Origin of the sequence: Pseudomonas purpurea, from assembly GCF_039908635.1 — a bacterium.
GTDB lineage: Bacteria > Pseudomonadota > Gammaproteobacteria > Pseudomonadales > Pseudomonadaceae > Aquipseudomonas > Aquipseudomonas purpurea.
Genome location: NZ_CP150918.1, coordinates 1561885 through 1574992, shown reverse-complemented (window position 1 = coordinate 1574992; position 13108 = coordinate 1561885). Strand labels below are relative to the sequence as shown.

At 58.5% G+C, this 13108-nt stretch carries 13 protein-coding genes, 1 tRNA gene and 1 pseudogene; 9 read left to right on the top strand and 6 right to left on the bottom strand.

Features of this window, described 5'->3' with window-relative positions; translation table 11 throughout:
* The first annotated feature begins 114 nt into the window (after nucleotides 1-114).
* The 7 genes and pseudogenes from AABM54_RS07080 to AABM54_RS07050 form a co-directional block, all read left to right on the top strand.
* Entirely contained in the window at nucleotides 115-1602 is a 1488-nt protein-coding gene (locus AABM54_RS07080; protein ID WP_347904566.1) for a diguanylate cyclase, read from the top strand.
* Nucleotides 1595-1813 carry a cysteine-rich CWC family protein gene (locus AABM54_RS07075; protein ID WP_347904565.1) on the top strand — a complete coding sequence of 73 codons (219 nt, stop codon included), beginning with the start codon at nucleotides 1595-1597 and terminating at the stop codon, nucleotides 1811-1813. Before AABM54_RS07080 ends, AABM54_RS07075 begins: the two co-directional genes overlap by 8 nt.
* A gap of 33 nt (nucleotides 1814-1846) precedes the next feature.
* A complete protein-coding gene (locus AABM54_RS07070; protein WP_347904564.1) occupies nucleotides 1847-2539 on the top strand; it encodes a pseudouridine synthase in 693 nt (230 codons plus the stop codon).
* Nucleotides 2540-2848: 309 nt separating this feature from the next.
* On the top strand, nucleotides 2849-3733 hold the full coding sequence (locus AABM54_RS07065) for an alpha/beta hydrolase (protein WP_347904563.1): 885 nt from the start codon (nucleotides 2849-2851) through the stop codon (nucleotides 3731-3733).
* Nucleotides 3734-3931: 198 nt separating this feature from the next.
* A tRNA-Gly gene (locus AABM54_RS07060) sits at nucleotides 3932-4005 on the top strand.
* Nucleotides 4006-4359: 354 nt separating this feature from the next.
* Nucleotides 4360-5568, top strand: a complete 1209-nt coding sequence (locus tag AABM54_RS07055) for an acyltransferase (RefSeq protein WP_347904562.1) — start codon at nucleotides 4360-4362, stop codon at nucleotides 5566-5568.
* A 211-nt stretch (nucleotides 5569-5779) separates the two neighbouring features.
* Nucleotides 5780-5908: pseudogene (locus AABM54_RS07050) on the top strand (type II toxin-antitoxin system HicB family antitoxin); the annotation flags it as partial.
* Nucleotides 5909-5931: 23 nt separating this feature from the next.
* Here AABM54_RS07050 and tam read toward each other — a convergent pair.
* The gene (gene tam, locus AABM54_RS07045) at nucleotides 5932-6702 is read right to left on the bottom strand and encodes a trans-aconitate 2-methyltransferase (protein ID WP_347904561.1); all 771 of its coding nucleotides are present in this window, start codon (nucleotides 6700-6702) and stop codon (nucleotides 5932-5934) included.
* A gap of 539 nt (nucleotides 6703-7241) precedes the next feature.
* On the opposite strand from tam, the gene AABM54_RS07040 reads away from it, so the two are divergent.
* Both AABM54_RS07040 and AABM54_RS07035 read left to right on the top strand, forming a co-directional pair.
* Nucleotides 7242-7745, top strand: a complete 504-nt coding sequence (locus tag AABM54_RS07040; protein ID WP_347904560.1) for an inclusion body family protein — start codon at nucleotides 7242-7244, stop codon at nucleotides 7743-7745.
* Nucleotides 7746-7867: 122 nt separating this feature from the next.
* Nucleotides 7868-8407, top strand: a complete 540-nt coding sequence (locus AABM54_RS07035) for an AidA/PixA family protein (RefSeq protein WP_347904559.1) — start codon at nucleotides 7868-7870, stop codon at nucleotides 8405-8407.
* A gap of 349 nt (nucleotides 8408-8756) precedes the next feature.
* Here the strand turns inward: AABM54_RS07035 and AABM54_RS07030 are convergent, their stop codons facing one another.
* The 5 genes from AABM54_RS07030 to AABM54_RS07010 all read right to left on the bottom strand — a co-directional run bounded on the left by AABM54_RS07030 (nucleotide 8757) and on the right by AABM54_RS07010 (nucleotide 13085).
* A complete protein-coding gene (locus tag AABM54_RS07030; protein WP_347904558.1) occupies nucleotides 8757-9842 on the bottom strand; it encodes a type I restriction endonuclease in 1086 nt (361 codons plus the stop codon).
* Nucleotides 9843-10250: 408 nt separating this feature from the next.
* Nucleotides 10251-10754, bottom strand: coding sequence for a DUF4142 domain-containing protein (locus tag AABM54_RS07025; protein WP_347904557.1), 504 nt, complete (start codon nucleotides 10752-10754; stop codon nucleotides 10251-10253).
* Between the two features lie 113 nt (nucleotides 10755-10867).
* Nucleotides 10868-11506, bottom strand: coding sequence for a LysE family translocator (locus AABM54_RS07020; RefSeq protein WP_347904556.1), 639 nt, complete (start codon nucleotides 11504-11506; stop codon nucleotides 10868-10870).
* 76 nt (nucleotides 11507-11582) lie between these two features.
* The gene (locus AABM54_RS07015; RefSeq protein WP_347904555.1) at nucleotides 11583-12317 is read right to left on the bottom strand and encodes a hypothetical protein; all 735 of its coding nucleotides are present in this window, start codon (nucleotides 12315-12317) and stop codon (nucleotides 11583-11585) included.
* 42 nt (nucleotides 12318-12359) lie between these two features.
* Complete coding sequence (locus AABM54_RS07010; RefSeq protein ID WP_347904554.1) at nucleotides 12360-13085, bottom strand: hypothetical protein; 726 nt, start codon at nucleotides 13083-13085, stop codon at nucleotides 12360-12362.
* Nucleotides 13086-13108 lie beyond the last annotated feature (23 nt).

Sequence of the window (13108 nt, the reverse complement as noted above, 5' to 3'; positions counted from 1 at the left end):
GGCCCCCACCTGCAAGCCTCAGGCTTCCACAGCGCAGCGCCCTGAAAATGAACCCACGCCTTGCCCACGGTGCCACTAGAATGCTTGCATCGTGTCCCCGCCAACGGAATTGTTATGCCGCTACGCTCTGCGCTGTTTTCGCAACGCTCGTTGGTACTCACACTGGTCGCACTATTGAGCGCAGGTTTTCTCGCCACCTCCCTGCTCAGCTACTACGCGTCGCGCACTTCGATTCGCGACAACATCGTCAATACCGAACTGCCACTGACCTCGGACACCGTTTACTCCGAGATTCAGAAAGACCTGGTTCGGCCCATCCTGATTTCCTCGATGATGTCGCGCGACACCTTCCTGCGTGACTGGGTAGTGGCCGGCGAACGTGATCCCGAGCAGATCACCCGCTACCTCAACGAGGTCATGACTCATTACGGCGCCTACACGGCGTTCTTCGTCTCCAACAACAACCTGACGTACTACCAGGCCAAAGGCGTGCTGAAAACCATCAACGCCGACGAGCCACGCGACGCCTGGTACTTTCGCGTTCGCAACATGGCCACGCCCTACGAAATCAATGTCGACGTGGACATGGCCAACCACGACAGCCTGACCGTGTTCATCAACTACAAGGTCTACGACTACCAGAATAAATTCATCGGTGCGGCCGGCGTCGGGCTGACGGTCGATGCGGTGATAAAACTGATCGACACCTACCAGCAGCGCTACCAACGCAGCGTGTACTTCGTCGACACCCACGGCAAGATTGTCCTGACCGGCGCGGACGGTGGCCCGCAAGGCGCACGTAGCGGCCAGTCCCTCAGTGACCTGGAAAGCCTCAAAGACCTGCCGGCCTTGCTGCCCACCCCTCACAGCGGCAGCTTTGAGTATTCAACCCGGGGCCAGGGGCATTTCCTCAATGTGCGGTTCATTCCCGAACTGAACTGGTATTTGTTCGTCGACAAACGTGAAGACAGTGCGTTGGGCGAGATCCGCCAGTCGCTGTACCTCAACCTGCTGATCTGTCTGATCGTCACGCTGGTGGTGCTGACCTTGCTCAACCAGATCGTCAAACGCTTACAGCGCAAAATCGAAGCCCAGGCCACCCTCGACAGCCTCACGGGCCTGCCCAATCGCCGTGGTTTTGACCTGCTCGCCGCACAAGCCATGCAGGAAGCCCAGCGCGAGCCCAAGCCCCTGACGACGCTGCTGCTGGACCTCGATCACTTCAAGCGATTGAACGACACCCACGGCCATCTTGCCGGCGATGCCGTGCTGGCCGGTTTCGCCCGGGACCTGGAAAGCTGCCTGCGCCAGTCCGATATCGTTTGCCGCTGGGGTGGCGAGGAGTTCATCGTGCTGCTCAAGGACACCGATGGCGGCAATGGTTTGAAGATCGCCGAGAAAATCCGCCACCTGATCGAGCAACGGCGTTATACCTATGGCGAACGGATGTTGCAGATCACCGTCAGTATCGGCCTGACCACCCTGCAAACCGACGACACGCTGCACAACCTGCTGTCGCGCGCCGACCAGGCGATGTACCGTGCCAAGCAAAGCGGCCGTAACCGAACCTGCGTGGAATTGCCTCACTCCAGTTATGAATAAACCTGACCTCTGCCCAGCCTGCGGCGCCCGCAACGACTGCAGCCTGGCCAACCCGAAAACCGCCGCCCAGGCCTGCTGGTGCTATGGCGTCAGCATCGACCCCGCCGTGCTCAAGGCGCTGCCTGCCGAGTTGCGCGACCTGACCTGCCTGTGCCCTCGCTGCGCGCAAGTCGAGGCGCAGTTGCAAGCAGCCCATTCACCTATCCAGTAAGATGCGCGGCCCTTTTGTGATCTGCCGATAGCCATGCGCGTTGACCGTTTCCTCAGCAACCTGCCCCGTTTCAACCGTCAACAGGTCCGCCTGCTGCTGGTGGAACGCCGCATCAGGATCGACGGCCAAGCAGTCAGCGACCCGCGTGCCGAGGTACGCGAGTTCAGCTGCGTCGAGTTCGATGACGAAGTGCTGCAAGCCGGAAAACCGGCGCGCTACTTCATGCTGCACAAACCACCGGGCTGCGTCAGTGCGACCCGCGACCCTGAGCACCCGACCGTACTGGACCTGATCCACGAACCCGACACAACGGACCTGCACATCGCCGGCCGCCTGGACTTCAACACCACCGGGCTGATGCTGATCACCAATGACGGTGCCTGGTCGAGACGCCTGACCCAGCCGCAGACCAAGTTGCCCAAGGTCTACTACGTCGAGACCGAACAGGACATTGGCGAGCACTACATTCACACCTTCGCCCAAGGCCTGTACTTCGCCTTCGAAGACCTCACCACGCAACCTGCCGGATTGGAGCTACTCGGGCCAAAACAGGCACGGTTGAGCATCGTTGAAGGTCGCTATCACCAGGTCAAACGAATGTTCGGCCACTTCGATAACAAAGTCCTGCGCCTGCACCGCGAGCGGATGGGTCCACTGGCACTGGATGCAACGCTGGCGCCGGGCGAATACCGCGCGCTCACGGCAGCAGAAATCCAGCTGATCTGAGACCGCTACCGCTGGGCAGGCATGCGAAAAGATTTCGTAAACGGCACTTGCGGGATCGGGATCTGCCTGCTTGAATCAAGCCGTCGGCCGAAATGTGACCGATGAGTCACGATATACATCAAAGCAACTTTTTGTCGGCAGAGAGCCTTAAGACTCCACCTCCCCGACAAAATGCCCGCCTATAACAATACCCGTCGACCAGCCTTCACAGGATCGACATGGGCTACAAAATTCCAGGCGTATGCCTACCTGTCACAAAGCTCGTGCAATCTCATTGCGCGCCTACCCGCTTGCCAGGAGTCTTATGACATGAGGCCAGAAATCGCTGTGCTGGATATACAGGGGCAGTACCGGGTTTACACGGAGTTCTATCGCGCAGACGCCGCAGAGAAGACCATTATTCTGGTCAACGGCTCAATGGCCACCACCGCGTCGTTTGCGCAGACCGTGAAAAACCTGCACCCGCAGTTCAACGTAGTTCTGTACGACCAACCCTACGCGGGCAAGTCAAAAGCCCACAATCGCCATGAAAAAATGCTCACCAAGGAAGTCGAAGGGCAGATCCTGCTGGAGCTCATCGACCACTTCGCGGCGGAACACGTGCTGTCGTTCTCATGGGGCGGTGCAGCGGCACTGGTCGCCCTGTCACACCGGCCACGGCGGATCGAAAAAGCGGTCATCAGCTCGTTTTCACCAGTGATCAACGAACCGATGCGCGACTACCTGGAACGCGGGGTCGACTACCTGGGCAGCCTGGATCGCGACCGTGTCGGCCATCTGGTCAACAACACCATCGGCAAGCACCTGCCGTCTCTGTTCAAGCGCTTCAATTACCGTCACGTCAGCAGCCTGGCCGAGCATGAATACGGGCAGATGCACTTCCACATCAGCGAGGTCCTCAACAGTGACCGCCAGTGCTACCTGAAGGCGGCACGAAAGATTGATGTGCCCGTGCTGTTCATGAACGGTGAATGGGACGAATACACCGCAGCCTCCGACGCCAGGCTGTTCGCCAATCACGTGCAGCACAGCAGCTTCAGTACCTTGCAAGCCGCAGGGCACTTTCTCGACATGGAGCACAAAGCGGCCTGCCGAGACAGTCGTCATGCACTGATGGGCTTCCTGAAACCGGCACGACACGACAACCGACCGCGTCATCATCTCACTCAGGAACACCATGCTCTGGCCATTTGAAACAGCATCATCGCAAGCACGCCCCGCACGCACACTCTGTAACCGCGTGGCGTGCCTGCGATAGATCGCAGCACGGCCAGACCTGTCGAGCCCCCTCAAAACCCTGCCTCATACCCCGTAAAATCTTCGTAAATGCAGATCCGGCAAAGAAAAACTTCAAATCCCGGGCAACTTCTGGTACAAAGTCAGCCGCTCTGAGCGGGTGTCGTATAATGGCATTACTCCAGCTTCCCAAGCTGATAACGAGGGTTCGATTCCCTTCACCCGCTCCACATTATTTCAGTCTCACGTCATGCTGCCGTTGACGGAGATGCAAGACAAAAAACCGGTCCCCAGTGACCGGTTTTTTTATGGCCCGCTCTTTTGGGTCACGCCTGGACTCACGCGCCTGTCAGAACCTTCCTTGCAGTTCCCGCACTATTGCCGGGCGCGGAATCGCGCGGATATAGTGCGCAACGCCTGTCGCGCTCCGACGCACAGGCTGCCCGCTAGCAAACACTTGTCTACAACGCCCCTGGCGCTTGATGCAGGCGAGTGACCGCAGACAGCACCGGCTCGCGACAGGGAAGACGCTCGCTGCGACTTCGCGCCGCCCCTCACAACGAATAATAAATAAAGAGCGTTCGATGAGTAGCAAGAAGAACCTGGAAATCGAATACCTGCGAGGTGCCGCGATCGGCCTGACCATCCTCGCCCACATCACGTTTTTGCTGCCCTTCTACAAGGAGTTCTTCTCCAAGGTGTTTGACCTCTACACCATGGGCTCGGGGGTAGACCTGTTCTTTTGCATCTCCGGTTATGTGGTCAGCAAAAGTTACCTCGACTACTTCGACAAACATCGACAGCAAGGCACTTATGGCCTCGCCACGTTCACCTTCTGGCTACGCCGCGCCTATCGCCTGCTGCCCACCGCGTGGCTCTGGGTGCTGATCCCGCTGGGCTTTTCGATTTTCTACAACCAGTCCAATGCCTTTGAATCGTGGTTCTACAACCTGCGCAGCTTCACCGCTGTCGCAACGTTCAGCGGCAACCTGGCCAATCAGTACGGTCTGCTGCTGGGGCCTAACTCGGTGTATTGGAGCCTGGCCCTGGAAGAGCAGTTCTACTTCATCTTCCCGCTGTTTCTACTGCTGATTACCTCACCGCGCTGGCGCATCATCGCCCTGCTGCTGTTGATCGCTGCGCAGTTCGGCCTGGACCGCAACATGTTCGCCCCGGCACCGGCGGCCATGCTGTTCTCGTTCCGACTGGACGCGATGATGTGGGGCATCCTGCTCTGCCTGTTTACCCGCAGCAGCCTCTACCAACACATGGAACCGACGGTGCTGGGCAAAAGTTGGCTCAAGCGCCTGGGTGTGACGCTGTTTCTGCTGTACATGCTGGGCGCCATCTCGGCGCAGATGATTGCAACGCCGATTGCCTTTGGCCTGGTTGCGATTGTGGCGTTGATCCTGGTATGGCTGGCCAGCTACCAGAAAGGCTACATCTTCAGCCCTCCGGCGCTGGCGCCACTGCTCGGCTGGCTGGGTTCGCGCTCCTACGCGCTCTATGTGATTCACATGTTCGCCTATCACTTGAGCACGGAAATCTGGACCCGGGTCGCCACCGAACGGGGCCTCGCGCTGAGCCAGGGCTTCACCACCGAATTGCTGGTGACGGCAGCCGTGATCATGATCGTGTGCGCCGAGTTGAACTTCCGCTTCGTCGAAGAACCCTTACGCCGCCGCGGGGCCGAAATCGCCCGCCGCAAACTCGCCGCGCTGGAGCCTCAGGTCCCCGTGCAATCGGCCCCACCAGCAGGACAGATCCATGTGCCGGAAACGGCGAAGCCTTGACGTCTACGCATAATGAACAAACAGAAACCGGCCCTGATGGCTAATGCCGGTCAATTAACGTCACTTTTACGAGGAGTGTTTCAGGCTGTTTGCCAGGCTCAAGAACCACCCCTCACCCTCTCCCCAGAGGGGCGAGGGAACTGACGGTAAAGACCGGGTACATCCTTTACGTTTGAGGCCGGGGACATGGTTTACAGGTATCAATCATGGTCAGGAGGTACTGACCCTACCCGGTTATCTGCTGACGCGAATCGACGAATACGTCCTGCATCACCCGGAAGAGAAAAGCCGCTCCGGTTTTCTGGCCTCGGCGGCGTTGAAAGTACTGCAACAAGGCTGACCGTGTGTCGACGGCGCAACGCGTTAACGGGTCGCGACAATAAACAAGCGTGGAAACGGCAGCAGCACCGAGCCATCGGCCAGTACTGGAAAGTGCGGCTCAAGCGCCGCCAGGTACTGTTTGAGGTACTGCGCCTGTTCAGCCTCGTCGAGGGGCTCGAGAAACTGTCGCAAGCCGCTGCCCTTGAACCACTCGACCACCGCAGATGCACCACCTGCCAGCGGATGGTGGTACGTGGTGCGCCACACATCGACTCGCGAACTGCACGAACACAGCATCGAGTAGTACGTATTGGCGTCGTCCAGCGTCGTCCGTTGCCCGGCGACCCCCGCCAGTTTGCTAGCCCAGGGGCCATTGGCGGCGACCTCGCGCATCAACCGGTGGGCCGGTTCATCAAGGTTGTCGGGCATTTGAATCGCCAGGCTGCCGCCAGGCGTGAGCCTGGCCACCAGCGATGGCAACAGCGTGGCGTGGTCGGGAAGCCACTGAAACACCGCGTTGGCAAGGATGACGTCGAACGGTCCTGATTCATTCCAGGCCGCGATGTCGGCCGTGTCGAAACGCACACCGGGTAAACGCTTGCGCGCAGCCTCGAGCATGTCGGGCGAGCTGTCCAGCCCACGCACCGTGGCGTTGGCAAACCGCTGCACCAGCAGCTCGGTCGAGTTGCCGGGGCCGCAGCCGATGTCGATCACCGAACGGGCGTCGATGTCGGGAATGGCGGCCAGCAAGTCACGCGCCGGACGCGTGCGCTCATTCTCAAAAGCTACATACTGCTTGGCGGACCAGCTCATCGCTTACTCCTGTCTGAGATCAGGGCTTGAGCAACGCGCTAGACTGCGCGTTTGCGCTCATGGGCCGCCAGTAAGCGATGCCTGCGCCCTCTTCGTCAAGGCGCACTCGCTGGCTGAAACCACCAGGCCCACGGACATCTGCACTGCCCTCGCCCTCCCAAAAACATGCCCCCTTTTCCCGCCCTGCTCCTGCGTGGCGTATGGACCGTTGTATCAGATGGCATCTGTCTGCGGGCTGAACCTGATCGCTCTTGATGAGCCATTTTCTTATCGCCAAATCGTTGGAACTCATATCCAAATCGACCACTCGTCGAACGAACGACCCACGTTTTTGACAGCCTAGAAGTCGCATCTATAGTGCAAACGCGGCCTGTTGGAAGGAACCCGGACCGTCACTTTGCAGTGCAGGGAGCAAGGCCAACTCGCACCTTGTGATCGGTGGGTTCCGCTATGTAGTGCGTTTACAACGGCCGTAAGGCAAACACGCGTTGTCGTGTCTGGTTAGCGCCGGGCACCCACTATGAACAAGGAGCTTTACTATGTCTCGAGTCACGGATGTGCTTGTTTCGATCGACACCGAAACCATTCTGAAAAACTACCCGAACATCAGCAAAAACCCTTCGGCGCCGACGATGATCGACGTCAACCACGTGTACATGGTGACTAATCAGAACAACGTGGTCAGTGGCCAGGCCGGTGGTGAGCTCAATCTGCGAGCCCAGGTCGGCGACCTGATTCGCTGGCGCGAAACCAGCCTGTCGCAGAGCTTCGAAACGGCGGTGATTTTCTACAAGTTCATCGGCAATCAGGGCAACGACCTGATCTCCACCCCCACCCCGCGCAAAGCGACCGCCTGTGTGGCCGTGCCAAACACCAGCAATCCGTCGGTGCCTAGCTGCCAGAAAGTCGATAACCATTACTGGTCATCGGAAACCCTTTCCACCGGCAGTGTGACTTACCACTTCAACTTCCTGATCGTGGACCGCGATTGCAAGATTGTAGGTTGCTGCTCGTGGGATCCGTTCATCACCATCCGTAACTGATCCGGACGGCCCCTTGGCGACAAGGGGCTTGCCGAACCCGTTGCTGCACTGGCTGGAAATGGAAGCCTTGCGTGAGCCGGAGCAGTGGCGGCCATTCGCCTACATCCTGAAAGGAGGCCGTGATGTCCACAGACACAACCACACTCCCCGCCGACACCACTGAGCAGATCGCCAACCTGCTGCTGATTGTCGATGCCGAAACCCTGCTCTCCCATTACCCGAACCCGAGCCTCGACCCACAGCAACCGACCTCGGTGGATGACGGTTTCATCTTATTCTTTGGCGGTGCCCATGGCACATCGCCCAACGCACACCCCAATCGCCTGGCCCTGCTCGCCGGCAGCGCAAAAACCTTCCACCTGCGCACCCGCACCGTGGGGTTGCGCGCCGAACACAGCGTGGTGGTCTATGCCATGAGCGTCGGCAAGGCTGGCGTGCTCTCGCCTCCCGAACTGGTTGTGCACGAAGGCCTGACCCTGCCCGCACTCGACCCTGAGAACCTGGCTCAACCTATCAGCCAAAACGCCACTGACCACTTCTGGCGCTGCAAACAACTGACCGCTGGGGTCGAGAAATGCACCCTAAGCTTCATGCTGGTCAGTACCGATTGCCAGGCCCTGGGGTATTTCAGCTGGACGGCCGAGGTGAAGCTGTCGGGTTGAATGGATTTCAATAAAAAACCGGCATAGGTTGCTAATGCCGGTCAGTTAAGAAAACTCAACGTCTGAATGCTCTGTTCTGATCCGAAATCTACCCCACCCCAACCCTCTCCCCAAAGGGGCGAGGGGAAAGGGAGCAGATCTCCATGTTTTTCAAAACCTGAGTTCGACTCGGACTTTCAGGTCGATGTCACTCAAATGAACACCGCCGTCAGTTCCCTCGCCCCTTTGGGGAGAGGGTTAGGGGGTGTTCTCGAGCCTGGTAAACAACCTGGAGCATTCCTCGTAAAAGTGACGTTAACTGACAGGCATTAGGCATAGGTTGCCGGTTTTCTTTTTTGCTCAATCGTTGCTAGTCGTAGAATCCAACCGTTTTCCTCAAACGATCCGAGTATTCATAAATATCGTCGACCGAATTGATTGGATGGCGTGTTTCGTTCTTTTCTTCGTCAAAAATCCCGATGTACTTCTGAGAACGATTGAAGTGCAGGCGGCAAATAGGTTTGCGGTTGTTATCGTCGAGCAAGATGCCGAAGTAGCTCTGTGTATCGCGCTGGACAATACGTTTGGCATCAACCACGGAGCGAACCAGCGCACGAACAATGTGATACCCCTCCAACTCTTCCTCGGTGGTCACTATCTTGTCGTCCGACTCATTCCGGTCCTCGGTATCGGAACCGCTGCTTCCGGAAACTGGCGGCGAAAGCAGCGATGTCGGTGCGACCCCATTCATAGCGGATTTCAAACGATCATTGATTTGGTCATTAAGAAACTGCCCGACTGCTTTGCGGGTCAGCTCCTGAAACTGCTCACGCACTTTTTGTGTAAGGGCCCCCTCATACACCCGAGAGGCGAACACTTTGACGAAGTCATCCTCCGGGTTGCTGACTTGCGAGGCGATGATCTTCTTGATCTGGCTAACGTACTTCAGTTCACCCGCTGCGTTGATGATCGACTCGACGTCGAATGCAGACTTGGTCAACTTGGTCAGCTCCGGGACCGAGTACTCGTCAATGCTCAGCAGGTCCAACTCAAGGAACGGCTTTTCATCCATTTTGTTGGGGGCATCCAGGTCAGTGAAAAACTTGTAGACCTGGCCATTGGTGAGGATGGAAATCCTGGCACTGGTGACATGAAAGTAGCGGAACAGTTGCGACGCGTGATTGATATGCAGCGGCTCGCCAATCTTTTTGCACTCGATGAGAATCTGAACCTCACCTTCCTTCATGATCGCGTAGTCGATCTTCTCGCCCTTCTTCGTCCCTACATCGCAGACAAACTCTGGGGTCACCTCTGTCGGGTCGAATACGTCATATCCCAGTACCGTGCTGATGAACGGCATGACAAAGGCATTTTTTGTCGCTTCTTCTGTCTGGATAGCACCGCCCTGAAGACGAACCTTGGCAGCAAGACTGGCCAATTTTTCGAAGAATTCCATGAGTAACCTCTGTTTCGATCCGTGAATGAGCATGCTGGCAAATTGATCGCCATTGATACTAGACACAAACCAGCACAAAGAAAGATTGCGACGGTCACGAGGATCAAGAAGAAGAAAGTTCCCACGCCGCGGAGGGTAATACGAAGACTCCCCCATGAACGAAAGCGGATACATGCCGCCCTGAGGTTAAGGCCGGCAGTCATTCTTTGGAGTCCCAAGAAGCAGCATTTTCACCCCGCTGCAAACAACTGGAAGCCTGCGCAAGCAATACAGCACCCTGGGGGACGGCGAGGTGCTTTCACTTGAGGGTGCCGCCACGGGCGAGCAGAAAAAACTGGACCTGATCAATGTTGATGACGACCTGAAAGCAACGCCGCGAACGTGTGCCAATTCGCGGCGCGTCAATCGTCAGCGGCTGGCCTGCAACGCCCTGGCCATTTGCAGGTGGTGTTCCAGTTTCGGCAAGGTCTCTTCGGCAAAGGCCTTGAGTTCCGGGACGTCAGTGGTTTGCGCTTCCTGCTGGAGCTGCTCGATGGCTTCCTCGGTGGTTTTCACCTGGCTGGCGGCATACGCCTGATCAAAACCGTCACCCGGCGGCACCGCAGGCATCAGGCGTTTGGCCTGGTTCACGACTTCTTCTCGCCCTGCGATGGGCAGGTCGAGTTTTTTGGCGATTTTGGCCAGATGCTGATTGGCGGTGGTGCGGTCGTTGATGACGACGATGGTGTAGTCCTTGATTTCCTTTGAGGCGGTCTGCTGATGGGCCAGGCGACTGGCTTCAATCTCGGCAACGCCCTTGGCCGACACGTCGTTGATGAAGTCGACCGGTGCCTGGGCGAAGGCACTGCTGGCGCCAAGGCCCAGTATCAAGGCAAGGCGGGTGGTGCGTATCCGGGTGGCCATCGGGTTCATGGTCGCGCCCTCCTGTTCATGGTTCGATCATTGGCGAGCGGTGCCCGCCCTGCTTCAGAAAGCATCAAGCCGCAAAGGTTTAAAAAACGACCCTTTGAATGACGAACGGAGACTCAGGCTTTGGGGGCCAACAACCCCGGCAGCGCATGCACCAACGCGTTGATAGCGAAGCCGATGAACATGATTCCGCAGAGCCTCGTGATCGCCAGTTCGTGACGCTGATACAGGGTCCGCACCTGCCGCGCACCGACGACGCCGATCAGAATGGCGTAAGCGACGACGCCCCCGACGAAGCTGAGACCGATCAGCCACGGCAACATCGACCAGTGAAGCAACTCGGCCCGGCTGGAAAGCAACGCGGTGAAGGTCGCCACGGCCACCGGGTAAGCCTTGGGGTTGGTCAGGCCGAACATGATCCCGTGCCAGAACGGTTGCCGCGCCGGCCCCTGTACGGTTTCACCCTGGCCGCGTCGCGTACGGATGGCACGCACGCCGAGCCAGAACAGGTAAAGCCCGCTGAGGACGCCCAGCACATCAAACGCGCTGCTGCCGATTTCACGGGCACCGACGATGGCGATCAATGCGGTGCTGCACCAGACCACATCGCCCAACAGGTGCCCGCACAAAAAACCGGCCCCGGCGCGTCGCCCATGCGCCGCGCCGATCCCGAACACCGCCAGCACGCCAGGCCCTGGGGTGATGCCATAGATAAAACCCGAGGCGAGAACCGCCAGCAGCAATGAAGACGTCATGTGTATTTTCCTGTTCGAACCCGGCCCCACACCCGAGGCGCGGGCCCGAGTTTATCGCAACCTTCTTTCGCTCGCCTCAGTACCCCGTGAGGGCTTCCGGCAACACGTACTGCTGGCCGTCGTAGTGCACGGTGGTCAGGGAGATAGTCGGTTTGCCGGTTTTATCCATGCACTCATTGCCAACCTTGAAGTTGCGGGTGGCCACCGTGCTCGACCGGATGATCAGGTCGGCAAAACCGTGGCTGGAGGTTTTGCCGATATCGAGGGTGCGGGTGGTCTGTTCACCCTGCCCCGTGCAGTTGCCGTCGTATTCACCGTTGGCCTTGTAGACCACCAGCCCTTGAAGCACCGGGCGCAAGGTGGCGCCTTCCTTGAGGTACAGCGTCAGGTCTGCTTTCGAATACGGGTTGGCGCTGGAGTTATGACCGAAGCTGGCGCGGACCCCGAAGGCGCGTTGCGCAGCCGTCAGTTTGTAGCGAGCGGTGTCGACCGAAAACCCTTCGAAGGCAACCGCATCCGAGTTGAACGCGTCATCCTTGCGATAAGAGGCGAGCACCTTCGCGTTCGCCGAATCGACCACCGCCAGGTCCAGATCATACATTCCCGAATCCCCTCTCGGATCGCTCGGATCGGCAGTGAATACGACTTTGGCGGTGATGGTCTGTCCGGCGTGGGCCGGCCAATCCTTGCACACGGAGTACCCCATGATGCCATCGCTCAACGGCGGCTTTTCACACTCGGCATAGGCGTGTGTCGCGACCAGCAAAGCGCTCGCCGCCACGCAGTTGAGCCATTGGGTTTTAAAGGTCATGCCCTGTTCCTTGTACGTCGATCAAAGGGGTTGAAGGGTGGTTCAAAAGCCCTTGAGGTCCTTGGGGATGAAGTACTGCTTGCCGTCGTAGCGCAAGGTCGTCAGCGACTCGACCGGTTTATCGACGCGCACCTCGCAGGCTTCACCGACCCGCACATCATGCGTGTGCGTGCGGCGGGTCTTGACGATGAGGTCGGCATAACCGTGGCTGCGGGTGTTCGCCAGTTCAACGGTACGCTGAAGGCTGTCGCCCTTGCCGACGCAATCGGTGTCGGTTTCGCCGCGGTACAACTCGACGTTCAAGCGTTGCAGCACCGGGCGAATCACGCTGCCTTCCTTGAGGTACAAGGTCAGTTCGGTTTTGCGAAACGGGGAGTTTCCGGACTCGTTGGCGGCCATCGCGCGCAGCCCGAACGCACGGTTTCCGGGGCTCAGGTTGTAGCGGGCGGTATCAATCGTCAGGTTGCGAAAGGCGATGCTGTCCGCCGGGTACGCCCGATCCTGGATGTAGGCCGCCAGAGACCTGGTTCTCGCGCCATCGGTCACCGTCAGGTAGAGGTCGTAATCGCCCACGTCGTTGCCCGAGTGGGCGTCGGCCGGCCTGAACGTGGTGGTGGCGACGATGTTCATGTCGGCAAATGCCGGCCACGCCTTGCACACGACGGTCGAAACCTCTCCGACCACGGACGGTTCGCAGTCCGCCAGGGCCGGCAAGGTCAAGGCCATCAGACCTAGGGCGGCCAACCGGCCGAGGGTTTTGGGAGTCACGTTCATTCCTTTGCACAAGCAGG